20 protein-coding genes and 1 riboswitch are annotated in these 22,929 nt (G+C 60.2%); of the genes, 9 read left to right on the top strand and 11 right to left on the bottom strand.

Annotated elements, in window-relative coordinates; translation table 11 throughout:
* The first annotated feature begins 61 nt into the window (after nt 1-61).
* The 6 genes from ACR0AU_RS08620 (at nt 62) to ACR0AU_RS08595 (ending at nt 6,472) form a co-directional block, all read left to right on the top strand.
* Nucleotides 62-361 (top strand): ABC transporter substrate-binding protein, encoded by a 300-nt coding sequence (locus tag ACR0AU_RS08620; protein WP_480439036.1) that lies wholly within the window; start codon nt 62-64, stop codon nt 359-361.
* Between the two features lie 94 nt (nt 362-455).
* The gene (locus ACR0AU_RS08615; protein ID WP_480795556.1) at nt 456-665 is read left to right on the top strand and encodes a hypothetical protein; all 210 of its coding nucleotides are present in this window, start codon (nt 456-458) and stop codon (nt 663-665) included.
* A 257-nt stretch (nt 666-922) separates the two neighbouring features.
* Nucleotides 923-3,019 carry a hydantoinase/oxoprolinase family protein gene (locus ACR0AU_RS08610; RefSeq protein WP_480795555.1) on the top strand — a complete coding sequence of 699 codons (2,097 nt, stop codon included), beginning with the start codon at nt 923-925 and terminating at the stop codon, nt 3,017-3,019.
* Complete coding sequence (locus tag ACR0AU_RS08605; protein ID WP_480795554.1) at nt 3,019-4,671, top strand: hydantoinase B/oxoprolinase family protein; 1,653 nt, start codon at nt 3,019-3,021, stop codon at nt 4,669-4,671. The genes ACR0AU_RS08610 and ACR0AU_RS08605 overlap by 1 nt, the downstream gene beginning before the upstream one ends.
* Complete coding sequence (locus tag ACR0AU_RS08600) at nt 4,668-5,735, top strand: pyridoxal phosphate-dependent aminotransferase (protein WP_480795553.1); 1,068 nt, start codon at nt 4,668-4,670, stop codon at nt 5,733-5,735. The genes ACR0AU_RS08605 and ACR0AU_RS08600 overlap by 4 nt, the downstream gene beginning before the upstream one ends.
* On the top strand, nt 5,732-6,472 hold the full coding sequence (locus ACR0AU_RS08595) for a maleate cis-trans isomerase family protein (RefSeq protein ID WP_480614182.1): 741 nt from the start codon (nt 5,732-5,734) through the stop codon (nt 6,470-6,472). The genes ACR0AU_RS08600 and ACR0AU_RS08595 overlap by 4 nt, the downstream gene beginning before the upstream one ends.
* A gap of 42 nt (nt 6,473-6,514) precedes the next feature.
* On the opposite strand, the gene ACR0AU_RS08590 is transcribed toward ACR0AU_RS08595, so the two are convergent.
* From ACR0AU_RS08590 to ACR0AU_RS08560, 7 genes are read right to left on the bottom strand one after another with little or no spacing between them, the layout of a single operon-like run.
* Complete coding sequence (locus tag ACR0AU_RS08590; protein WP_480735311.1) at nt 6,515-8,053, bottom strand: trimethylamine methyltransferase family protein; 1,539 nt, start codon at nt 8,051-8,053, stop codon at nt 6,515-6,517.
* 4 nt (nt 8,054-8,057) lie between these two features.
* The gene (locus ACR0AU_RS08585; RefSeq protein WP_480591410.1) at nt 8,058-9,023 is read right to left on the bottom strand and encodes a D-2-hydroxyacid dehydrogenase; all 966 of its coding nucleotides are present in this window, start codon (nt 9,021-9,023) and stop codon (nt 8,058-8,060) included.
* The gene (locus ACR0AU_RS08580; RefSeq protein WP_480795552.1) at nt 9,020-9,571 is read right to left on the bottom strand and encodes a hypothetical protein; all 552 of its coding nucleotides are present in this window, start codon (nt 9,569-9,571) and stop codon (nt 9,020-9,022) included. The genes ACR0AU_RS08585 and ACR0AU_RS08580 overlap by 4 nt, the downstream gene beginning before the upstream one ends.
* Nucleotides 9,571-12,408 carry a 2Fe-2S iron-sulfur cluster-binding protein gene (locus ACR0AU_RS08575; RefSeq protein ID WP_480795551.1) on the bottom strand — a complete coding sequence of 946 codons (2,838 nt, stop codon included), beginning with the start codon at nt 12,406-12,408 and terminating at the stop codon, nt 9,571-9,573. Before ACR0AU_RS08575 ends, ACR0AU_RS08580 begins: the two co-directional genes overlap by 1 nt.
* Nucleotides 12,408-12,671 carry a sarcosine oxidase subunit delta gene (locus tag ACR0AU_RS08570; RefSeq protein ID WP_170423136.1) on the bottom strand — a complete coding sequence of 88 codons (264 nt, stop codon included), beginning with the start codon at nt 12,669-12,671 and terminating at the stop codon, nt 12,408-12,410. Before ACR0AU_RS08570 ends, ACR0AU_RS08575 begins: the two co-directional genes overlap by 1 nt.
* Before the next feature lies 1 nt (nt 12,672).
* Nucleotides 12,673-13,914, bottom strand: coding sequence for an FAD-dependent oxidoreductase (locus tag ACR0AU_RS08565; protein WP_480795550.1), 1,242 nt, complete (start codon nt 13,912-13,914; stop codon nt 12,673-12,675).
* 16 nt (nt 13,915-13,930) lie between these two features.
* Nucleotides 13,931-15,286 (bottom strand): MmgE/PrpD family protein, encoded by a 1,356-nt coding sequence (locus ACR0AU_RS08560; RefSeq protein WP_480795549.1) that lies wholly within the window; start codon nt 15,284-15,286, stop codon nt 13,931-13,933.
* Nucleotides 15,287-15,489: 203 nt separating this feature from the next.
* Here ACR0AU_RS08560 and ACR0AU_RS08555 point away from each other — a divergent pair, with 203 nt between their 5' ends.
* Entirely contained in the window at nt 15,490-16,377 is an 888-nt protein-coding gene (locus tag ACR0AU_RS08555) for a LysR substrate-binding domain-containing protein (RefSeq protein ID WP_480795548.1), read from the top strand.
* A gap of 16 nt (nt 16,378-16,393) precedes the next feature.
* Here ACR0AU_RS08555 and ACR0AU_RS08550 read toward each other — a convergent pair whose 3' ends face one another.
* Both ACR0AU_RS08550 and ACR0AU_RS08545 read right to left on the bottom strand, forming a co-directional pair.
* A complete protein-coding gene (locus tag ACR0AU_RS08550; RefSeq protein ID WP_170732816.1) occupies nt 16,394-18,838 on the bottom strand; it encodes an FAD-dependent oxidoreductase in 2,445 nt (814 codons plus the stop codon).
* A 21-nt stretch (nt 18,839-18,859) separates the two neighbouring features.
* Nucleotides 18,860-20,110 (bottom strand): aminotransferase class V-fold PLP-dependent enzyme, encoded by a 1,251-nt coding sequence (locus ACR0AU_RS08545; protein ID WP_170407417.1) that lies wholly within the window; start codon nt 20,108-20,110, stop codon nt 18,860-18,862.
* Nucleotides 20,111-20,367: 257 nt separating this feature from the next.
* Here ACR0AU_RS08545 and ACR0AU_RS08540 point away from each other — a divergent pair, with 257 nt between their 5' ends.
* Nucleotides 20,368-20,607 carry a transglutaminase-like cysteine peptidase gene (locus ACR0AU_RS08540; RefSeq protein ID WP_480795547.1) on the top strand — a complete coding sequence of 80 codons (240 nt, stop codon included), beginning with the start codon at nt 20,368-20,370 and terminating at the stop codon, nt 20,605-20,607.
* Between the two features lie 105 nt (nt 20,608-20,712).
* On the opposite strand, the gene ACR0AU_RS08535 is transcribed toward ACR0AU_RS08540, so the two are convergent.
* On the bottom strand, nt 20,713-21,396 hold the full coding sequence (locus ACR0AU_RS08535) for an energy-coupling factor ABC transporter permease (RefSeq protein WP_170392744.1): 684 nt from the start codon (nt 21,394-21,396) through the stop codon (nt 20,713-20,715).
* Nucleotides 21,397-21,472: 76 nt separating this feature from the next.
* Nucleotides 21,473-21,685: riboswitch (cobalamin riboswitch) on the bottom strand.
* Nucleotides 21,686-21,900: 215 nt separating this feature from the next.
* Here ACR0AU_RS08535 and ACR0AU_RS08530 point away from each other — a divergent pair.
* On the top strand, nt 21,901-22,563 hold the full coding sequence (locus tag ACR0AU_RS08530; protein ID WP_170402530.1) for a L,D-transpeptidase: 663 nt from the start codon (nt 21,901-21,903) through the stop codon (nt 22,561-22,563).
* Between the two features lie 41 nt (nt 22,564-22,604).
* Here ACR0AU_RS08530 and ACR0AU_RS08525 read toward each other — a convergent pair whose 3' ends face one another.
* Nucleotides 22,605-22,877, bottom strand: a complete 273-nt coding sequence (locus ACR0AU_RS08525) for a hypothetical protein (protein ID WP_170392939.1) — start codon at nt 22,875-22,877, stop codon at nt 22,605-22,607.
* Between the last annotated feature and the right edge of the window lie 52 nt (nt 22,878-22,929).

Here is a 22,929-nt window from a genome sequence, read left to right as displayed (position 1 = left end):
AACCGCTGTCGCCTATCTGTTCGGCAACAACTTGATCGAATTAGACGCAAACGGAAATTTGGTGCCCGAACTCGCGACCGAGTTTTCCTCGAACGACGCAATCACTTGGGTATTCACCCTGCGTGAAGGGGTCGAGTTCCACAACGACCAAACCCTTACCCCTGCCGTTGTCATCGCCACAATCGACCACCACTGTGGCGAAGGATCGAAATCTGCGGTGAACGGTTTGGTTGCCCAAATCAAATCGATGCGCGCCGATGGCAACAACTTGGTGTTCGAGCTGGATCCGGCAAATGCCGACTTCCCATCATCCTGTCTGGCTATCACTTGGTCATTATGCCTTCGACCGATGGCAAATTGACCGACCCACAATCCGGAATTGGCACCGGTGGCTAAATCATTGAGGTGTACGAGCCTGGCGCACAGGCGAAGCCGCCGATCGCTTCAACGCCATCGTGGTCGAGGCCCGTGCAGAGCTGGACGACGCCAAACGCCGCACTCTGTATGCCGAGGCGCAGACTTTGGTTCATGATGATGGCGGTGCAATCGTTCCGATGTTCGCCAATCATATCATGGGTGTTGCCAAAACCGTCGCCCAGGGCGAGATCGCCGCGAATTGGGAAATGGATGGTGCCAAAGCCCCTGAACGCTGGTGGCTTACCTGATCGAGCGCTCGCCGTCTGACGGCCCGTTTCGGCAGATCTCTGGCCTGCTACGACGATAGATGTCGCTTGCAGGCCTTTCTGTCGCAATCCAGCTTGCTGCGGCTATCTTGAAACTGCACATTTCGCCCATGACACAGACTGATATTCCGAAACCTACGGACCGCCGCGCAACCGGCTGTGATCTTGTGATCCTTGCATAAAGCAGGGCCTCGGGCCTTTTGCTTCACGCTGCGATTACAGAAATTTCGGAAGACCTCATGACAACTCAAACGCTGCGCCTGGCCATCGATATTGGCGGCACCTTCACCGATACGGTCCTTGTCTCCGGCGAAGAGGCAATCCTGGCCTCGACCAAGACCCTGACCACCCATCAGAACCCCGCCGACGGCGCGATGGAGGGCGCCGCGCGGGTGATGCAGCAATCGGGCCGGACGCTGGATCAGGTGACCGGCTTTATCCACGGCACCACCCTTGCGACCAATGCGCTGATCGAACGGCGCGGCGCGGTGGTGGCGACGGTGACCACCGAAGGTTTTCGCGACATCCTGGAAATCGCGTATGAGCGGCGCTATTCGCAATACGACATCAACCTCGAAAAGCCCGATCTACTGGTCCCGCGTGAACGCGCGCTGACCGTGCGCGAACGCGTCTTGGCGGATGGCGGCGTGCTGATCGCGCTGGAAGACGAAGCCATCGACGCGCTACTGGCCGATATCGACGCCAGCGGGGCCGATGCCATAGCGATCTGCCTGATGCACGCCTATGCCAACCCCGCCCACGAACGCCGCCTGCGCGATGTGCTGGCTGAGAAGCGGCCCGGTCTGACCGTCTCGATCTCGTCCGAGGTCAGCCCCGAGGCGCGCGAGTTCGACCGGCTGTGCACCACCGTCGCCAACGCATATATCCAGCCGCTGATGCAGACCTATCTGACCCGTTTCGTCGACCGGTTCGAGGCCGAGGGCGTCACCTGTCCGATCCTGATGATGACGGCGGGCGGCGGCATGTGCACCGTGCGCACCGCCGCGCGTTTTCCGATCCGACTGGTGGAATCCGGCCCCGCCGGAGGGGCCATTCTGGCCGCCCGCATCGCCGCCCGCACCGGGCTGGATCAGGTGCTGTCCTTTGACGTTGGCGGCACCACCGCTAAGCTGTGCCTGATCGACAAGGCCCGCCCGCAGACCTCGCGCCAGTTCGAGATCGCCCGCGCCGCGCGGTTCATAAAGGGCTCGGGCATGCCAGTGCGCATCCCGGTGATAGAGATGATCGAGATCGGCGCGGGCGGTGGCTCCATCGCCGGGGTGGATCGGTTGGGGCGGCTGACCGTGGGGCCGAAATCGGCGGGGTCTGAACCCGGACCCGTGGCCTTCATGCGCGGCGGCACCGAGCCCACGGTGACAGACAGTGACATTACGCTGGGCTACATCGTGCCCGACACATTTGCCGAGGGGCATATCAAGCTGGACCCCGAAGGCTCCAAACAGTCGCTGAGCCAGTTGATCGGGTCGAAACTAGATCTCGATGCCGTTGGCTCAGCCGACGGCGTCAGCCGCATCGTCGACGAAAGCATGGCCAGCGCGGGCCGGATGCACGCGGTGGAATCGGGCAAGGATCTTGGACCGCGCACGATGATTGCCTTTGGCGGCAACGGGCCGTTACATGCCAGCCGGGTGGCACGATCCGCCGGGGTCAGCCGCATTGTAATCCCGCCCAATCCGGGCGTGGGGTCTGCCGTGGGCTTCCTGTTCGCACCCGTGTCGTTCGAAATCGTCCGCTCGCTATATTCGCTGTTGGACAGCATGGACATGGATGAGATCAACGCTCTGTTCGACGCAATGATTTCCGAAGCCAAAGGCGTGGTTGCCCAGGGCGCGGGCGATGCCCCGACCGAAACCCACCGCACCGCCTTCATGCGCTACAACGGTCAGGGCCACGAGATCGAGATCACTCTGCCCGACCGGCATCTGACGGCAGACGATATTGCACCGCTGACCACCGCCTTTGAGGAAGAATATCGCAAGCAGTTCTCACGCCCGGTGCCGGGGATGCAGATTGAGATTCTCAACTGGGCGGTGCGCGTCGCGACCCTTGACAGCGCCGTGGCACCAGTGCCCGCTACACCTGCATTGACGACCTTCACCGCACCCGACACTCGCCCGATCACCTGCGATGTGGACGGCGCGCTGAAACAGGCCGCCTTCGTGGCGCGGGCCGATCTGAAGTCCGGCGACCATGTGCGCGGCCCGGCGCTGATCCACGAGCCGCAGACCACCACGCTGGTCTCGACTGATTTCTCGGCCCATGTGGATGCCATAGGAAACCTCGTCCTGGTTCAGGACCAGAAAGGAGGCGCATGATGACGACCGATCTTTCCCCCGCCCGCCTGCAAGTGATGTGGAACCGTCTGCTGGCGGTGGTCGAAGAACAAGGCCAGACCCTGATACGCGCCGCCTTCTCCCCCATCGTGCGTGAGTGCGGCGATATCTCAGCCGGGATTTTCGACGTCAATGGTCGGATGCTGGCACAGGCGGTAACCGGCACGCCGGGCCATATCAACACCATGGCCGAAGCGGTGCAGCACCTGCGCGCCGCCTTTCCGGTTCAGACCATGAAACCGGGCGATATCTACATGACCAACGACCCGTGGCTGGCCTCGGGGCATTTGAACGACTTCCTGCTGATGATGCCCGCGTTCAAGGATGGCAAGGTTGTGGGCTTCACCTCGTGCACCTCGCATCTGGTTGATCTGGGTGGTCTGGGCATGGGGCCGGAAGGCTCCGACATCTATGACGAGGGGCTGCTGATCCCGCCCTGCAAACTGGTCGAGGAAGGCATCCCCAACGCGCTGCTGCTGGACATCATCCGCGCCAACAGCCGCGAGCCCATCGCCAACGAGGGCGACATCTATGCCCTGATCGCCTGTTGCGAGGCCGGGGTGAACCGGCTGGTTTCGATGATGGAAGAGTTTGGCCTGACCGATCTGGATGCGCTGGGGTCCTACATCATCGACACTTCGCGCCGTGGCACGCTTGAGGCCATCGCCGAGGTGCCCGAAGGTATCTACAAAAACGTCCTAAAAATGGATGGCTATGAGAATGAGCTGGAGTTGCACGCAGCCCTGACCGTCAGTAAATCGAGGATGCATGTGGATTTCACCGGCACCTCGGGTTGTTCGCGCAAGGGCATCAACGTGCCGCTGAACTATGCCACCGCCTATACCGTGTTTGCGCTGCGCTGCATCGTCGGCTCGGACATCCCCAACAATGCCGGATCGCTGGAGCCGTTCACCGTGGACGGCCCCAAAGGTTGCATCCTGAACGCACAGCGCCCGGTGCCGGTGGCGATGCGGCACACGCTGGGTCAGGTGACACCCGATCTGGTGCTGGGCTGTCTGCATCAGGCACTACCTGATGAAGTGCCCGCCGAGGGCGCAAGCTGCATGTTCGACCTGCCCATGCGCCACGCCCCCGAGGTGGCCCGCGATGGTGGGCGCGAATTCGCAGTGGAACCGGTACATAATGGCGGCACCGGCGCGCGGCCTCATGCGGACGGGCTGTCAGCCACCGCCTACCCCTCGGGCGTGTTCGGTTCGCAGGTGGAGATCACCGAAAGCGTCGCGCCTGTCACCATCTGGCGGCGCGAACTGCGTGCGGATTCCGGCGGCGCGGGCAAGTATCGCGGCGGGCTGGGGCAGCGGATCGAGATGACCTCGTCCAACGGTGCGCCCTTCATCGTGTTCCTGTCGGTCGAGCGACTAAAGTTCCCCGCCCTTGGGCGCATGGGCGGCAAACCCGGCGCGCCCGGGCGCATCCGCTTTCGCGAAGGCGACAGCGACATTCCCGGCAAGGGAGAGCTGCGAGTTGAAGGCGGCGATTATCTGATCTTCGACACTCCCGGTGGTGGCGGTTTCGGCGATCCGGGCGACCGCAACTCGGATGCGCTGGAGCTGGACCTCAAACGCGGTTTGGTCAGTGCCGAGGGGGCCAAAGCTTACGGAGGTGACACATGATCCGCCCGGTTTCTCATGTCGGCGCCATGGGCGCCTATGCGCTGGCCGATCTGGGTGGAGAAGGCACCGTCTCGCTGGCGCAGAACGAAAGCGCCTTTCCGGCCAGTCCGTCCGCCGTGGCGGCCGGGCAGGCGGCGCTGGCTGATCTGACGCTCTACCCCGATCCCGAATGGCCCGACATGCGCGCGGCCATTGCCGGGGTACACGGGGTCGACCCGGCGCGGGTGCTGTGTGGCGCGGGCTCGATGGAGCTGATCGGCTGCCTGATCCGCGCCTTTGCCGGGCCCGGCGATCACGTGCTGGGCACGCAATATGGTTATGCCTTCGTCGCTTCGGCGACAGCACAGGCGCAGGCCGAATACGTGGCCGCGCCCGAGGTCGATCTGACCGTCTCGGTCGATGCGCTTCTGGCCGCCGTCACCCCGGCGACCCGTATCGTGTTTGTCTGTAACCCGGGCAATCCCACCGGCACCCTGATCCCGAACACCGAAATCACCTGCCTGCGCAACGCGCTACCCGGCGACGTGCTGCTGGTGGTCGATCAGGCCTATGCCGAGTTCGCCGATGCCGCCAACGATCCGACTGAGGTTTTCGGGCTGGCAGACCGGGGAGATACCGTTATCACGCGCACCTTCTCCAAGGCTTACGGGCTGGCCGGGGCACGCGCCGGGTGGGGCTATTTCCCCACCGACATCGCCAGAGAGCTGCGCAAGCTGTTGAACCCCAACAACATCTCGATTGCCTCGCAGGCTGCGGCAGCGGCAGCGATGCGCGATCAGGCGCATATGCGGGACGTGGTCGCGAAAACGGCAACCATTCGCGATCGGTTCGCGCAGGACTGCCGCGATCTGGGGCTGATCGTGCCGGACAGCCACACCAATTTCGTGCTGATCCACTTTGCCTCGACCGAGCAGGCGCAACAGGCCGACGCCGCGCTACGGGCCGAGAAACTGCTGATGCGCGGTATGGGCGGCTATGGTCTGTCCGACTGCCTGCGCGCCACGATCTGCGACACGCCGGTGATGGATCGCTGTCTGGCCGTTCTGAGAAAGGTAACGTCATGAGCCACGAAACGCGTACCCGGGCCAAGATCGGAGTGCTGGTGCCCTTCACCAACACCAACCTCGAGGCCGACATGGCCTTGATGCGCTGCCCGCACACCACCGTGCATTTCCAGCGCATGGGTGGTTATGACGTGGATGAAATCCCCGGCTCGGACCAGATGGCGGGGCTTGGGGCCTCGGACATCAGCCACGATCTGCGGATGATTTCGGGCGTGCGGCCAGATGTGGTGCTGTACGGCTGCACCTCGGCCACGCTGACCCATGGGCCGACTTTCGACGCCGATCTGGCGCAGCAGATCAAGGCCGGATCGGGAGCGCAATCGCTGACAGCCGCCGGATCGCTGATCGCTGCCATTCAGGCGCTTGGGGTGACGAAAGTGGGCTTTTCCTCGCCCTATCTGGGCGAGATCAACACGCAGGCGATGGATTTCATGGCCGCAAACGACATCGAAACCGTGCGTTGCGCCGATGTTGGCCGCGAGCTGGGCAATTACGGACAGGGAGAGCTGACCCCGGACGAGGTTTACGACCTCGCCTGTGAGGCAGACCACCCGAACGCGCAAGCCGTCGTGCTCAGCTGCACCGACATGCGCGCAGTCGAGGCCATCGAGCAGATCGAGGACACGCTGGACAAGCCGGTAGTGACCTCAAATCAGGCGATGATGTTCTGCATGATGCGGGCGCTGGGTCTGCCACGCCACGAGGCTCTGCCGGGCCGGTTGTTCGATCTTCTGTAAACGAACCGGGGCAGCGGTCGACCCCCCTGCCCCGATATTCCATCAGGGTTCGCCGCTGCCGATCTCTTCCTTGCGTTTGGCGATATAGGCATCCAGCTCCTCACGCACGGAGGGGTCCATCTCGGGCATCTGATACTCGCGTAGCGCCTGCTGCCAAACCTCGGTGGCGCGTTGCAGGGCGTCCTTGGCTCCGGCCGCCTCCCAGTTTTCATAGTTCTGCCAGTCGGACAGCATCGGTTTGTAGAACGCGGTCTCATAGCGTTCCATCGTGTGATCGACGCCAAAGAAATGGCCGCCAGTGGGCACCGATTTGATGGTGTCCAGGCCCAGTTCATCCGTGTCAAATTTCATCGGCTTGAGGAATTCCATCATGTTCTGGATGATCTCGATATCCATAACGAATTTCTCGTAAGATGCGGTCAGGCCGCCCTCAAGCCAGCCGGCGGCATGATAGACGATATTGGCCCCTCCCAGAACCGCGCCCCATGTGGCCATCATCGTTTCGTATGCCGCCTGCAAATCCACCACGTTGGATGCATTTGCGTTCGATGTCCGGTACGGAATGCCATAGCGCCGCGCCAGCTGCCCGCCGACAATATTCGCCTTGGCATTTTCCGGTGTGCCAAAAGCCGGGGCCCCGGATTTCATGTCCACATTCGAGGTGAACGAGCCATACATGACAGGCGCTCCCGGGCTGACCAACTGCGTCAGCACCACACCGAACAGCGCCTCGGCGTTCTGTTGCGCCAGCGCGGCAGGAAGCGTGACCGGTGTCATTGCCCCCATCAGAGTGAATGGCGTGACCGTCACAGGTTGACCATACTCGGCCATCGCGATCAGGCCGTCACCCATGGCATCGTCGAACAGGCGTGGAGAGTTCACCGAAATGATTGTGATCACCCCCGGATCGCCGCGCATGTCCTCAGGTTTCTGACCGCGCGAAATCGCCATCATGTTGATGCCATCCATCGCCCGCCCGCGCCCGATAGCGGTGCAGTGAAAGCTCAGGTCGCTATAGCTCAGGTTGGCGTTGTAGGTGTCCAGATGGCGGTTGTTGGCGGGCATTTCGATCGGGGCCATCACCTGATTGCCGATCAGATGGATAGCGTTGAAGTGATGCGCCAACCGGATGAAGTTGCAATAGTCATCGTAATTACCCTGACGGCGGCCATTTATACAGTCATGTACGTTCGGCGGCCCGGCAACCAAACCAAAATTCACATGATCGCCGCCCAGCGTAATCTGTTTCGCGCGGTTGCGAGAGGTCAGCGTGAATTCCGAGGGCACCGTTTTCAACGCTTCGGCGACAATGGTTTCGTCCATACGGATGGTCTTGGTGTCGCGGTCTACGATGGCCCCCGCGCATTCGAAAATGTCCATAACATTGTCGCCCATCACCCGGATACCGGCCTCGGACAGAATGCGCATTGAGGTTGTATGCAGCTGATCCATCTGTTCAGGGTTTAACAGCTCGAATGGCGGATAGCTGTTGCGCACCTGTTGCCAGGGCAGCTGTTCGATCCCCACCGCCGCGCGCCCGGATTTGCCGCGTCGCCCGCCGCTGCGTCTGTCTCGTGCCATTGACCTAGTATCCCCGTTGTGGATTTACGATGTTGTTCAGCACCTCGCCCTTGCGATAGCGCATCAGGTTCTCGGAAAACATGCGGACCGATTTCAGATCCCAGCCGTCATAGACCGAGCTGCAGTGCGGTGTGACGATCACGTTGTCCAGTTCCCAGAACCTGTGCCCCTGAGGCAGCGGTTCGGTAACGAACACGTCCAGCGCCGCGCCTCTGATCCGGTTCTGTTCCAGCGCGGCCAGTAGAGGTGCTTCGTCAATTACCCCACCTCGCGAGACGTCGATTATCACCGTCGTCGGTTTCATGGCGGCAAAAGCCTCCGCCCCGACCAGACCGCGCGTGCTGTCCAGCAGTGGTACGCAAACGACGATAAAGTCAGCGCGTGGCCAGAGATCAGGCAAAGCCTCCATCCCGTGTACCTCGTCCACGTTGGGGGTCGGTTTCGGGCGGGCCCGTACACCGATTGTGTTCAGCCCCATAGCTTTGGATCGTGCCGCAACAGCCTCTCCTGTTTTGCCAAGGCCGATGATCAGCACCGTCTTGCTGTCGATGGGCTCGACTTTGCCGCCGATCCAGTCCCGCCGCGCCTGCGCGGCACGAAAGCCCGGGAAATCCAGCGTGAAATGCAGCATCGCCCCCAGCGCATATTGTGCCATCATATCGGCGGCGACCCCGGCGGCGTTTGTCACCGTTACCTCATCAGGGTTCCAAGGGTTCAGGTGATCGGTGCCCGAGCCGCCGACCGAAGCCCATTTGATTTGCGGGTTCTCGACCAATGCTGCGCGTGGAAAGCCGAGGGTACCCGCAAAGCGAACGGAATAGACAACTTCGGCCCCTGTATCCTCGATCAAACCCGTGAGCGCCTCGTAGCTGTCGCAGGTGTGGATCGGCAGATCGGGATGACCTTCAGCAAGAACCGCACGGGCAGCGTCGGGGTTATCGGTGTGCAAGATCACGGTGGGGGATTTCATGCGGGTACCTCCGGTTGGAACTCAGCGCTGGCAGTGGCTACCGCGTTGGCGAAAAAAGCAGTGGCGGCGATGTCGAAAAGGACATCGAACCCCACACCTTTGCGGTCGTTGCGCCATGTGATTGCCTCGACATAGCCCACGCGGGTCTGGGCGATCTTTCCCACTGGAAAGGCACCGGGCGACTGGTCGACCGGGCAAATCTTGGCCAGCAGATCGAACAGGCGCGGGCCGGTCACGTGCATCATGGCCCAGGTTTCCTCGCGCCAGGAATAATAGCCCTTTGGCGTGGCGGCGACCTGCCACCGGGCATACAGGTCGGCAGGTGCATCCAGTACCACCACCTCTTCCTGACCCAGACGCAGAAGGCCATCGGCGGTTTCGTTGACGTCTGGCACCTTCAGGCCCCGCGATTGCAAAAACGCCATGGTGCCTCGGCCCTTGAGGCCAAAACGCGGCGTGTGGGTCAGGTCCTGCACGATAATCTGCCCGGAAACCAGCAGTGTGTTTTCAGCAGCGCCCTTTGGGTCAAGCGGATAGGTTCGCATCATCACACCTCCTGCCGTTTGTTCTCAGGATCAAAAAAGGTGTGGCCGCGCACAGTTGTAACGACGCGCTTGCCATTGCGGCACTTCACCGTGACCTGCGATACTTGCGTAGCGTCATCGCCATGCACATATGCCAGCGCGATATGGGTGTTCAGCGTCGGCGACCACAGGACCGAGGTCACATGCCCCACCGGTACATCATTCCTCAGTACCAGACAGCTTTCCCCCGGTACATCTGGCCCGTCGAATGTCAGCCCGACCAGCTTGCGCGGCAGGCCTTTGTTTCGGCGCATCTCGGTTGAGCGCTTGCCCACGAAAAACGGCTTGGTCTTCGAGATCGCCCATTCGAACCCCAGCTCATCCGGCGAGGTCAGCGCGTCGGTGTCCTGACCAATCAGGATATGGCCTTTCTCCAACCGCAGAATCCGGCTGGCTTCCAGCCCGTAAGGGCGCAACTCGTGCGCGTGACCCGCCGCCATCACCGCATCCCACAGGGTGTGGGCATAGCTGGTGGGGCAGTGCAGCTCGTAGCTCAACTCGCCCGTGAACCCAATCCGCATGGCGCGCACCGGCACCCCGGCCACCATGCCGCTACGCCCGTCGAGATAGGAAAATCCATCGCGCGAGAAATCGATGTCGCTGTCCAGCGCTTCGACCACGGAGCGCGCCTTGGGACCGGTAATGTTGAAGCCCGAGAAGGCCGAGGTGACGTTCAGCACATCCACATCCAACCGCCACTGCGCATTCCAGAACAACATATCCGAATAAACCCGCGCCACGGCCCCGGTGGTGGCGGTGACATAGAACAGATCCTCGGCCAGCCGATACGCCACGCCATCGTCGATCACCGTGCCCATTTCGTTTGTCATCAGGCAGTACCGGCAACGGCCCACAGGCTTCTTTTTATAGGCCATGGTGTAAATGCGGTTGAGGAATTCGCCCGCATCCGGGCCACGCACCTCGAGCCCGCCCAGAGTTGAAACATCCAGCACGCCGACCCCATTGCGCACCGCATGCACCTCTTCTTCGATAAGGCGCTTGGCGTCTTGTTTGGGGCCGTAGAAATAAGGCCGCCACCACGCTCCGACCGGGCGCATGTCCGCCCCCAACCGGATATGTTCGTGATGCAGCGCGGTGCGCCTGTCTGCCGGGTGATGATGACCAGACAGCACGCCCAGCGTTTCGGGGCCAAAGGGCGGACGGGCGGTAGTCACGCCGATCTGCCCGATTGTGCGGTCGGTCGCCTTGGCCACCACCCGGGCGGTGGCCAGCGCCGAGTGCCGCCCTTGTGACGGCCCCATACCAACTGTGGTAAAGCGCTTGATCAGCTCCAGCTCGCGATAGCCTTCCTTAACCGCGTTTTGCAGGTCCTTGATCTGAATATCCTCGTCCCGGTCGACAAAATCCTTGCCCTTGGGATGCCCGGCGATTGCCGGTTCGAAATTCGTCAACGAAGCCTCTACATCTTCGACCTGCGCGATGTCGCGGGTTGGCAGCCCCAGACGAGTCAACGCCGTCTGTGCCGCGCGTTGCGCATCGGCCACCACCGCATCAGGCGCAAAGACCCCGGCAACACCCCCGACAATGCCCAGCGGAGCATCTGGCAGAGACAGGGAAAACCGCGTCGCCGTTTCATTGTACCCAAGTTTCGCGCCAGCATGACAGGGCAGTTGCCACATTGGCGCATAGCCGACCGAAATCACCAACAGATCGCAATCCAGCCAGTCGCCTCCGACCTTTACGCCGGTAACATGGGTCTTGCCACGCGCCTCACCCACGGTGCCGTGAATGACACGCGTTCCCCTTGTTGCCAATTGCTGGCCAAGCTCACCGCCGCTGCCGCTGGGGCGCGGATCAACCACCGCCGCCAGTTCTACGCCTGCGTCCAACAGATCCTGCGCCACCCGATAACCGTCGAGATTGGCGGCCAGTACCACCGCGCGCTTGCCCGGTTTCACACCATAGTGCCGCATAAGCCGTTGCGCACCAGTGCCCAGCAAGATGCCCGGCAGGTCATTGTTTCGGAAGATCGCGGGCTGTTCGATGCAGCCGGTGGCCAGCAGAACCTCGCGCGCGCGCGTCTTGAACAGCTTGTTGCCCCGGATCAGCGGCAGCCAGTTGTCCTCGAACCAGCCGTTCACCACTGTACCGGTCATGATGCGGAGGTTCGGCAGGCTTTGCACTTTCGCCAGCAGGTCGGACAGCCTGTCGGCATCGCGGCCATAGGTCAGCGCACCGCCCAAGACCGGCTCCTGCTCGGCCAGGATGACGTCAGCCCCGGCTTTGGCGGCTTCGATGGCGGCGGTCAACCCGGCCAGCCCCGCGCCGACGACCAGCAGGTCACAAAACAGGTTGGCCTTTTCGTAGTCTTCATGCGGTGCGTTGATATCCAGAACGCCCAGCCCAGCCTTCTTGCGGATCAGCGGCTCCCACACTTTCAGCCAGCTATTGCGCGTCGGGCCCATGAAGGTGCGATAATAGAACCCCACCGGCATGAATCGCCCCAGCTTGTCCATGAATGCGTCGCGGTCTCGCGACAGTGATCCGTTGACGTTCTGCGCCGTAACTTGCAGCCCTGCCGAAATCGGATGCCGGTCGGCCTGCACGTTCGGGTCCGAGGGCAGTTGCACCAGCGTATCGGCCTCGGTGCCCGCCATCGACACCGCACCGCGCGGTCGGTGGTATTTGAACGAGCGCGACAGCATCCACTTCCCCTGACCGGCCAAAGCCGAGGCGATCACATCACCTTCGTATCCCTGAAACGCCTGCCCTTCAAAGCTGAACGATACCGGCGCATCTCGATTGATCCTGTTGCCCCAGGGTGCGGGAAGTCGGGCCATCACCTTTGCTCCAACCCTGAGGGGTCAAAAGTGCGGATCACCTCGTTCGTGGTGGCGTTGCGCTCGGCCAGAAAGAAATAGTTCGAGGGCACGTGCCGCCACCATTCCACCAGCGTTCCGCGTGAATTGTCGGCGCGGAACAGGTGACGTGCCCAGTCCTGATCGCTGGTTGCATCCGGGTCGGGGTTGGCGCGCAGAGGGCCGAAGCTCTGGAATTCATTAATATTGCGGGGCCCGTTCATCGGGCAGATCAGGATCTTCATGTCAGTGGCTCGCGGCAGTTGCGCCCATTTCATTGAGCAGATCAAAGGTGGCGAAACGCTCCATTGTGAAGGGTTCGAGTATCGGCGCGACCTTCTGGTTGGCGATGGACTGCGCCATGTACTTGCCCGCCACCGGAGTGGCTTTGAACCCCCAAGTGCCCCAACCGCAATCTAGCCATAGGTTGGACAATGGGCTGGCACCCATGATGGGTGAGTAATCGGGCGTCATGTCGGTAATCCCGGCCCATTGTCTCAGCAGACGCACCCCGTGCAGGAACGGGAACAAATGTACCGCGCCTTCGGCCAGATGTTCTTTCATGTCCAGTGTCGAGCGGGTGGAATACAGCTGATAAGGGTCCGAGCCACCGCCGATCACGATCTCGCCTCGCGAAGACTGCACCAGATAGGTGTGCAGGCTGACCGAGCTGACCAGCGTGTGCAGCCACGGTTTCAGCGGCTGCGTAACCATCGCCTGCAACGGATAGCAACGGATCGGCAATTCTACCCCGGCTTTCATCGCCATGTCGTAGTTCATACCCCCGACAGCAATCATCACCTGACCGGCACTGATATCACCGCGATTGGTGCGCACCTTTGTGATCTTGCCACCGGCAGTGTCGAACCCTTCAACCTCGGTACGTTGATGAATTTCCACCCCGCGCCTGCTGGCTTGCGCTGCATAGCCCCAGGCCACCGCATCATGCCGCGCAGTGCCTCCATCGGCGTGCCACAAACCGCCGATGATTTCCAGCGGCCCGCCCTCATCCATATTCAGATGCGGGGACAGGTCCTTGACCGTCTGCGCATCAACGACCTCGATCCGGGTGCCCGCGTGTTTACCCATCTCGGCCCGCAGATGGAACGAGCGTAGCGTCGCCTCGGTATGGGCCAGCGTCAGTTGACCGCGCTGGCTGAACATGACGTTGAAATCCAGCTCTTCGCTCATCTCCCCGTAAAGCTGCACACCTTTCTTGTAGAACGCGATGCCCTCTTTGGTGATGTAGTTCGAGCGGATGGTAGTGGTGTTCCGCGCGGTGTTGCCGCCCGCCAGATAACCCTTTTCCAGCACAGCCACATTGGTGATGCCGTGATACTTTGATAGGTAGTGGGCACAGGCCAGTCCGTGGCCGCCACCACCTACGATGACCACATCGTAACTGGATTTAAGCTCTGGCGTGGTCGGAATGTCTCCGGTGACAGGGTAATCGGCGGATAGCCCGTATTTCAGCAGCCTTAGCGGCATTTTTGTTGTCCTGATTTCAGCGGTTGTCAGCGGCGTCATAAATCAGCGCGCCGAGATCCGAGAATTTGGCGTCCGGCGACTGCAACCCCAAAACCGCGTCGCGTATGGCGGCGGCACGGCTGACCCCCAGCGGTGGACTGGCGAACTCCATGAACTTGGCGATCACTTCGTCACGGTCCATGGGTGCCTCGGGCCCGCCGCGCGCGTGGACGTCGCCCGACGCCAGTTCCCGCCCATCCGTCAGGGTCATGACGACATCAGCAACGCGGCTTTGAGGAAAGCGGTCGGAATGGCGTGCGGTCTCGGCCACCGAGATACGGTCGACAATCGCCGCGACCAGCGGATCGGAGAGGCCCGCGCCGGTGATATGCTCGACCCCGATACGGCCGTGCGCCACCATCGTCGCCACCGCGAAGGGCAGCGAATACTGCGCCTTCGAAGTGTCATCCGGCATACCCTGAAACAGGCAGGCACTTTCGTGGAAAGTGTTCACCTGAATCGCGGCAATGTCCTGATGAGACAGGCCATATTCAAGCATCAGCGCCCTGGTGGCGTCGATCGCTGCATGGGCCCAACGACAGATCGGATAGGGCTTCACATATTGATGTTCCATCTGCCAGAAGCTGCCCAGATCCCGCCAGTGATGCGCGACCTCATCCGCCTCTATTGTGATCGCCGGCGCGCCGGTAAATCCCTTCTCGGCCAGCACTGCCGAGGATACACCCACCAGCGCGCCCCAGCCCGAGCCGTCATGCAGCATCGTGGGGTTGGCAATCTCGCGCATCATTTGACTGCGTGGCCCGTGATATTCGGCGATGCCCATGGCCTGCCGCATCCGTTCTGCGCTCAGCCCGCGCAGACGGGCGGCAACGGCCACAACTCCCAACGCGTTCCATGCGCCGGAAGTGTGGTAGTCGCTGACTGTGTCATGCAACGAAATCCCCGCGCGCCCGGCGATTTCGTATCCAATAGTTACGGTCGCCAACGCCTCGGGGCCGGAAAAATCCGCGACCGTTTCCGCCAAAGCCGCCAGAGCCGGCACAACGGCAACACCGATATGGCCCTTGGTGGGGTTATAGCCGTCATGGCCATCCAGATTATCGGTCTGAGTCGCAGCGGCATAAGCCGCGCCGGCAACGCTAACCTTGCGGCCATCGAACAGCATCCGTGCGCTGAGGCCCGGATCGCCCGCACCGTAAAGCGCCACTGCGCTGTCACGCGCGATCTGACCGGCCTGCATCGGTCCGGACCCGATGGTGATCCCCATCGTGTCCAGCAGCATCAGTGCCGCCGCTTCGAGCGCGCTGTCGGGGAAATCCTGCACCCTTCGATTTAGCGCAAACTTTGCGATAGTTTGAAATGTGTTGGTCACGATGCCCTACAGATGAGGTTTCGGGTTCGGCCAAAACCTAAGTGTGTTTGCCCATCGCAGCACGAAAACAATACGAGGGCAATGGCCCCGGAAAATTTGTAGCTTTGGCTCCGCTCCATTGTAGCATATGAACCAGATCAATTCCCGCCGCGAAACAGAATTCCCGGCGCACCACCTACCCGCTCGCCCAGGAACCTATCGCCATGATGAACCTGCCCCACCTGATCTTCCTGCGCTCCTTCGAGGCCGCCGCCCGGTACCTCAGCTTTACCAGCGCGGCAGATGAGCTGAACTGCACCCAATCCGCCGTCAGCAACCATGTGCGTTCGCTCGAAGAGTTTTTGCAGCGGCCTCTGTTCGTGCGCCATGCCCGGTCATTGTCGCTGACCGACGTGGGCGAGGCGTATCTGCCTTCAGTGCGGCATGCTCTGCATGAGATTGACGTGGCCACACAATCGGTCATCCAGCGGTCACACACCCGCAAAGTCGTCGTGTCTTGCCCGGTCAGCCTGGCCGAGAATTGGCTACCGGACGTAATCCGGGGCTTTAGCGATCAGCACCCGGATATCGACCTGACGGTACACGGCACCGTCTGGATTGATGTCGAGCCGAACGTCTCGGACATTTCGATAACGGTCAATCATATTGACGATGTGACGGTGGGCGCGCGGCAGCTGTGGGCCGAAAAGCTTGCGGTCGTGTGTGCGCCCGATTTCACAGTCAAAGGCACGCCGCTGACCGATCCGGCGCAACTGCAAGAGGCGCCTCTGATCCATATTCTGGGTCGTCCAGCTTATTGGGAACGGGTCGCACGTCATTTTGATCTGGCAGACCTGAACCAGAAGGAAGGGCTGCGGACCAACGCTTCAAATCTGGCAATGGAGATGGCGGCGCAGTCGTTGGGCTGCGTCGCTCTGCCGCGCTCTTTGGCCGGGTCTTATGTGGACCGGGGGTTGCTGATCGAACCGTTCGAATTCGATTTGGACAGCCCCTGGGCCTATTTCGTGCGTCTCAAGGAAAAACCCGTTTCACCGTCGGTCAGGCTGTTTCAGGACTGGCTGCTAAACGCCGCCGCCAGCATGAACCGCTGACCTGCAACGGGGCTGCTCAGGCAGCCCCTTCCAGTGCCGGTTTAACATCACGCAGGCGGTTTCCATCCGGGTCAAAGGGAGGCTCGGACAGGATTTTCGCTTTATGGGGCTTGCCAAGGATGAACACTTCGACCGTATCACCAGATTGCGCGACCTCAGGACTTATATAGCCAAGCGCTAGCGATTTGCCGACCGAATAGCCGTATGCACCGGATGTCACGCGGCCAACCGGGGTACCATCCGGGGTAAAAATCGGCTCACCGCCGGTAGCGTCGGCACCCTCGGAGACTTCGACCTCGAAGATTGACAGCACTTCGCGCGCGGCGTTGTCCTTGACCGACAGATACGCATCCTTGTGCAGGAAATCCTTGTCCAGCTTGATCAGGCCCGCCAGCCCGACCTCTTGCGGCCAGTATTCCTGCGAATACTCACGGCCCCATGAGCCATAACCTTTTTCGATCCGCAACGACCCCAGCGCGCGGCCGCCAACGGGGCCGCCATCCAGCAGCTTGGCCGCATCCAGAAGCGCAGCGTACAGGCGGGTCTGATCTTCTTCGGCGCAGTGCAACTCCCACCCTAGATCGCCGGTAAAGCTGACGCGGATGGCCAGACAGGTGACACCTGCAACCTCGATTGTGGCCGAGCGCATAAAGCGGAACGCCTCGTTCGACAGGTCTGCATTGGTCAGCCGCTGCAGCAGGTCACGCGCTTTCGGACCGGCGACGTTGAACCCGGCTATGCGGTCGGTGGCGACTTCGAGGGTTGTGTCCTTTGGCAGGTCGATCATGTTGAAAAAGCGTTGATGATAGCGCTCGGCCATGCCCGATCCGATCATCATGTATTCGTCATCGGCCACCTTGGTTATGGTGAAATCGCCAGCCACGCCGCCACGCACAGAGATCAGCGGCGTCAGGCAAGACCGCCCGATCACGGTTGGTACGCGGTTGGCGACCAAGCGATCCAGCCAATCTTGCGCACCGGGTCCTTTGATGATGTAGTTCGCAAAATTCGATATGTCGATGACGCCCACATTCTCCCGCAGCATCTGTACCTCACGTCCCACCGGCTCCCACCAGTTCTGGCGTGTGAAGCCATTGGTTTCCTGTACACCGGGCTGATCGGCGAACCATAGGGGATGCTCCCAGCCGCAGTTCAGACCAAAGACACAGCCCATGTTTTTCTGCATTTTATAGGCAGGGCGGACTCGGGCGGGGCGACCTGCACTACGCTCCTCGTTCGGGAAGTGGATGGCAAAACGGTGGGTATACTGGTCCTCAACCCGTGCCTTGGTGAATTTTTTGTCGGCCCAGTCGCCGAAGCGGGCCAGATCCCATGCAAACATGTCGTATTGCGGCTCGCCCTCGATCATCCACTGCGCCGCCAGCAGGCCCAAACCACCCGATTGCGAGAAACCCGGGATCAGTCCGCCGCAGAGGAAATAGTTCTTCAGTTCGGGCACCGGACCCCACAAGGCGCTGGAGTCCGGAGACCAGATCATCGGCCCGTTGATCACCCGTTTGACCCCTGCGGTGGCGGCAACTGGCACACGTTCGGTAGCGCGGATCACGTTTTCCATGATCCGATCCAAATCGTCGGGGAACAGGTCATGGGCAAAGTCCAGCGGCGTACCGTCCTCGGCCCAGAACTTCATGTCCTTCTCATAGGCCCCGATGAGCAATCCGTTGCCTTCCTGACGGAAATAGTACTCGCCATCCCGGTCTGCAATTGACGGAAGGCGACGGCCCAGATTGGCAACTTCTTCGATGGATTCAGTCACGAAATACTGGTGCTCGGTCGGTTGCAACGGCAGAGTCAGCCCCGCCAGCGCCGCAACTTCGCGGCCCCAAAGACCAGCGGCATTCACCACCCATTGCGTGTGAATATCGCCCTTTGCGGTACGCACGATCCAAGACCCGTCGGGTTGCTGATCCGTACCTAGCACCGGACAGAACCGTTCTATGGTTGCTCCCATGGCGCGGGCACCGGCAGCATAGGCGTGGGGCACGCCCGAGGGATCCACATTGCCGCCATCGGGTTCATACATGATGCAGCGGATATCGTCGAACTGCGCCAGCGGGTGCAGTTCCTTGGCCTTCTCGCGACTGACCTCGTGGAAATTCAAACCATAGAATTTAGCCTTGGCTTCCTGCAGGCGCAGCTGATGTTCGCGTTCTTCGGTTTGCGCCAAATAGAGCGAGCCGGGCTGGAACACGCCGCAGCTTTGACCGGTTTCCTGTTCCAGCTCTTTATACAGATTCATCGTATAGTGCTGGATGCGGGTGATATTGTTGTTGTCGTGCAGCCCATGAATGTTGGCCGCCGCGTGCCAGGTCGAGCCGCTGGTCAGTTCGTCCCGCTCTAGCAGGACCACATCGGTCCAACCCAACTTGGCGAGATGATACAGAATTGAACAGCCGGCTAGGCCGCCGCCGATTACAACCGCTTGCGCATGCGTTTTCATGAGCTTCCCCTCTCAAATGCCTCAGGCGGCGATGGTTTTCATTGCACCCAGAAACTGGGCCACTTCGGCGACGCTGTTGTAGTGGCACATCGAAACACGCACGCAGCTGTCCATGCCAAGCGGTGTGAGGATGTTGCCCGAATAGTGATCGGCCTTGCGCAAATGCGTACGGATGCCTTGTTCGTTCAGTTGCTTGACCACATCGACCGACGGCACGCCCTCGACCTGCAGTGACACCAGTCCCTCGCGTGCTGGGTTATCGACACCGCCCAGAATGGTCACCTTCTCCATCTCGGCCAGCCCGGGCAGGTTGCCGGTTCCGCGGATCATCGCATCAGTCAACGCTTTTTCCTGCTCATGGATCGCCTCTCCGGCAGCGACGAATTTTGCGCGCCGGTCGGTGGCGTCGCTGACCTGTGCGCCCAGCCATTCGAAATAGCTGATTACGTCAGACATTGTAGCGTAAGAGCCGGTATCACGCGTCCCCATTTCCCAATTGTCGGCGGGGCCGTCGATCAAGCTGTTATGTGGCAGCTTGGTCAGCCGGTCAGAAATCCAGGCCACCCCGTAACCATGGCGCGAGAACACCTTGTAAGGCGAGATCACATAGCCATCGACATCATAGGCGGTCAGGTCGATCCGGCCATGCGCGGCGTGCTGGATACCGTCGATTATGATGAAGCAATTGGGCGCAACGGCGCGGATCTCGGCAGCCACAGCCGCTACATCCACGCCCATACCGGTCACCGGCGAGGTGTGCACGATAGTCGCAACCTTTGTGTCCGGCGTTACCTGCGCCGCATAAGCATCTGCGGTGACGGTGCCTGTGGCGTCGTCATGGACCACCAGAACATGATCTTGCCCGGCCACCCCGGCCCAACGCGCGCAAGCGCTTCGGGTCGCGGGATGTTCCAGCGTTGTGCCAAGCACCCGACCGGTGCCTGTGCCCAGACAGGCGTTCATTATCAAACGAAACAGCAGCTCGGTCCCGCTTTCGCCGACAAAGAACTGGCCACCGGGGGCGTTCATGAACACGGCCATATCTTCTTTGGCCTTGTTGATTACCCGCACCAGTTCGTGACTTCCCGGGTTGTCGCGGCCCTGATTGTCAGGGATCGCAGCATAAGCCTGCGAGGTGCCCACAACCGAATTCAGCGTCAGCGCCCCACCCGCGTTTTCAAAGAAAATACGCGGTCCCTGCTGCGGGCAGTGGTCAACCTGCGCAAATCGGGCACGGATTTGTTCAAGCAATTCTGGAGTGATCTTGGTCATCGGGAACCATTCCTGCGAAAATGTCATTCTGGCAAGATATATGCGCCCTTTTGCAAAACTACTCACAAAAAAACTTGGGGCATTGTGGGTGGAAATTGAGACCATCGAGCCAAGAGAACTCAGCCACAAGAGCAATATGGTTCGCGAATTTCAATTTCGTCGGCCCGATCACACCCTCACGCATGCCTTCGCTTGGTTGAGAAACCGCTGGTCAGGCCGACGGTTTGTAACCTGAGCGTTGTTCTAGAGACATCGCCTTGCAAAAGAAATTTGAGCTAATGCAGAACGGCTTGGACCCTGCGAAGCTACTGATTGCTACCGTCTTGGACACCAATCGCAGTGGCCATGCTGTTCTAGTTTGTCGCTCGAGTGATGGCGATTTGATTCTGGACAGTGTCACCAACAGGATCAAATCGTGGAAGGAAACGAGGTATCTTTTCCTACGAATACAGGACCCAAATCACCCTGATCGTTGGGTGCAGGTTTCTAGCTGCTAAAAACAATGTGGCGCGCCCTAGAGACGCGCCACAATAAAATTTTGGTCCTGCGACTACTGGTTGTTTCGCGGCAACCCAAGTTTAGGACACCGCTTCAAACTTTGGTCAAGCTTTCGCAGCGTTGTACAAACGCGGAGTCACCAGACCTGTACTGTTCAAACCGCGCATTGCCTTGGCTGCCGCAAGCACTGCCAGATCAGCAATCGGCTCAATGACAATTACCAGCATATAAGCGCCGCCAAAGGACAGAACCGACGCCATGGTTTCTGCGCCGAAACCCTGGCCGTAGAAGGCCCAGAACCCAACCCATGCGACTACTCCTCCCTGATACGTCGCACTTAGGGCAAGAGCTTGGCCATATTTGAGGTCAACATATGCTGTGCCGGGTGCGATGATGCGGCTGGCCAGTGCCTGTAGCGCAAATAGCGGCACCAGCAGAGTGGTCAGGTTGATGAAGTACTGCGGAAGATCGAACGGGGCAAAAAACACACCCTGAATCAGGAGACCAGCTGCCAATCCAAAAGCCGCGGGTGCAGCACCGAGAAGCAGAAACAGCGTCGACCCCAGGATGAAGTGGACTTCAGAGACACCAACCGGGAAATGCGGCAGGACTTCGAAGAAAAGGAAAACCCCAACGGTGGCGAGCACCGAGCGCATAACAAAAGATGCAGGTCCATTCGCACGCAATGTGGAAAACGTTTCTTTCGCTGCGTAAGTAGCCGCACCTGCGGCGGTAACATAGGAAAGCGCGATTTTGGCACCATTCACGATGCCCGGTTCGATATGCATGTTCTTTCTCCCTACCGCCTCACCCGGCGGCTTGTCAGGTTGAATCGACCGTAAGGCCGACAGGTTCAGTCTGGGCATAGCCCGGCGCTTTACGGCAGGTCTCCTGACTCGCGGGTGCTCGCTCCGCCAACCTTCCCGGTTCCATTACGAACCAGTGGTGTCTTGGCATCGCTCTCCGCTCACAGTTGCGGGGGCAGTTACGGAATTGGCGCCATTGAAAACACCGAACCGTATTCCCTTTTAATCCTTTTGGCTTCCGCCATCAGGAACCGAAAACAAATCACCGCTACAATGGCGGCTTCGCCTGTGTCAATTGTCTTTGCGACCTATTCCAATGTAAACTCGACCGAAGCAGGATTCACGCAACCGGTCACGTGATCAACTGGGTAAACCAAGCGTTACCTGAAACCTCTTGAAGCTCTAGCTGCTAGAGGCTTTAAGATTCGAATTAATTCGCGATAGTGCGATCCAAATACGTTAAACTTGTGAACCAGGACGAGACCTATGCTTACAAGGCGCCATTTCATTCAATCCACCACAGCGCTGTTCTCAGCGTCTGCGGCCAGTCCATTGATCGCCAAAACCTGGCCAACCGCATCGCAGAAGACCTATTGGGACAGTCAGGTCACGCCAATTGGTTACGATCCAATGACCTCAAATCCGTGGGGTGTTCACGACCGTTTTTTACCAAGACGCGTCGCGGCAAATGATGGTTTGGTTCCAGGTGACATCCATGTCGATGCCGTCGCACGATATCTTTATCATATCGAAGAAGGCGGGACCGCAATGCGCTATGGCGTAGCGATCGCGCGCGGGAACCTTTACGAGCCCGGCACCTATGTTATCCGCCGAAAGGTCGAATGGCCACACTGGACACCAACCGCTTCAATGATCGAGCGCAACCCCGAATACGCGGAATTCCGGAATGGCATGGAGCCCGGGCCGAATAATGCTCTCGGCTCTCGTGCCCTTTATCTATACGTTGGAGACCGAGACACATATCTCAGAATTCACGGCACGCCTGAGCCAAGAAGCATCGGCGGTCGCGCAAGTTCTGGATGTGTGCGAATGATCATGGCTCATATCAATGACCTCTACCCAAACGTGAAAACCGGCTCGACCGCTTTCCTATACTCTGCCGAAGATAGCGTCACAGCCCGCTCATGAATATTGGGCAGCGTACATGGACGTCGCTGCCCTCATTTCGATCAGGCGTCGCGCGCAATGCAGATCGGAGCGCCATTCGTCGCGCGCAATGGTACCAATGTCGTCTCGACGGGTCCGCTGTGCTCATACCAAAAGCAATTGTCTTCGGGCAGGAGGCGCGCTGTGGTCAAATCCTGCGCCGGCCCTGCCAGCGCTACGACCGAATCTGGCACGTTGCCTGGTTCAAGTGCTTTGCTTTTGGCCCCGGTGAACTGGGCTGAACAACCAGCCGTAATCGAGACTAACGTGATGGTAATTGCGATCCGTTTCTGCATTGATCTGTTCCAAATTTTTTGCGTCATCTGCAATTAGATTGCATCCACACGG

Source organism: Ruegeria sp. CG1 (genome assembly GCF_056537265.1).
The sequence above is the reverse complement of the archived record's forward strand: the minus strand, read 5'-3'. Positions and strand labels throughout refer to the sequence as shown.

Excerpts from the sequence above, each read along its gene's own strand:
- ACR0AU_RS08555 (WP_480795548.1), top strand. The coding sequence starts at position 15,490 with ATGATGAACCTGCCCCACCTGATCTTCCTGCGCTCCTTCGAGGCCGCC.
- ACR0AU_RS08610 (WP_480795555.1), top strand. The coding sequence starts at position 923 with ATGACAACTCAAACGCTGCGCCTGGCCATCGATATTGGCGGCACCTTC.
- ACR0AU_RS08565 (WP_480795550.1), bottom strand. The coding sequence starts at position 13,914 with ATGCCGCTAAGGCTGCTGAAATACGGGCTATCCGCCGATTACCCTGTC.
- ACR0AU_RS08570 (WP_170423136.1), bottom strand. The coding sequence starts at position 12,671 with ATGAAGATCCTGATCTGCCCGATGAACGGGCCCCGCAATATTAATGAA.
- ACR0AU_RS08530 (WP_170402530.1), top strand. The coding sequence starts at position 21,901 with ATGCTTACAAGGCGCCATTTCATTCAATCCACCACAGCGCTGTTCTCA.
- ACR0AU_RS08525 (WP_170392939.1), bottom strand. The coding sequence starts at position 22,877 with ATGCAGAAACGGATCGCAATTACCATCACGTTAGTCTCGATTACGGCT.
- ACR0AU_RS08605 (WP_480795554.1), top strand. The coding sequence starts at position 3,019 with ATGACGACCGATCTTTCCCCCGCCCGCCTGCAAGTGATGTGGAACCGT.
- ACR0AU_RS08545 (WP_170407417.1), bottom strand. The coding sequence starts at position 20,110 with ATGACCAAGATCACTCCAGAATTGCTTGAACAAATCCGTGCCCGATTT.
- ACR0AU_RS08590 (WP_480735311.1), bottom strand. The coding sequence starts at position 8,053 with ATGGCACGAGACAGACGCAGCGGCGGGCGACGCGGCAAATCCGGGCGC.
- ACR0AU_RS08585 (WP_480591410.1), bottom strand. The coding sequence starts at position 9,023 with ATGAAATCCCCCACCGTGATCTTGCACACCGATAACCCCGACGCTGCC.
- ACR0AU_RS08550 (WP_170732816.1), bottom strand. The coding sequence starts at position 18,838 with ATGAAAACGCATGCGCAAGCGGTTGTAATCGGCGGCGGCCTAGCCGGC.
- ACR0AU_RS08580 (WP_480795552.1), bottom strand. The coding sequence starts at position 9,571 with ATGATGCGAACCTATCCGCTTGACCCAAAGGGCGCTGCTGAAAACACA.
- ACR0AU_RS08575 (WP_480795551.1), bottom strand. The coding sequence starts at position 12,408 with ATGGCCCGACTTCCCGCACCCTGGGGCAACAGGATCAATCGAGATGCG.
- ACR0AU_RS08535 (WP_170392744.1), bottom strand. The coding sequence starts at position 21,396 with ATGCATATCGAACCGGGCATCGTGAATGGTGCCAAAATCGCGCTTTCC.
- ACR0AU_RS08600 (WP_480795553.1), top strand. The coding sequence starts at position 4,668 with ATGATCCGCCCGGTTTCTCATGTCGGCGCCATGGGCGCCTATGCGCTG.
- ACR0AU_RS08595 (WP_480614182.1), top strand. The coding sequence starts at position 5,732 with ATGAGCCACGAAACGCGTACCCGGGCCAAGATCGGAGTGCTGGTGCCC.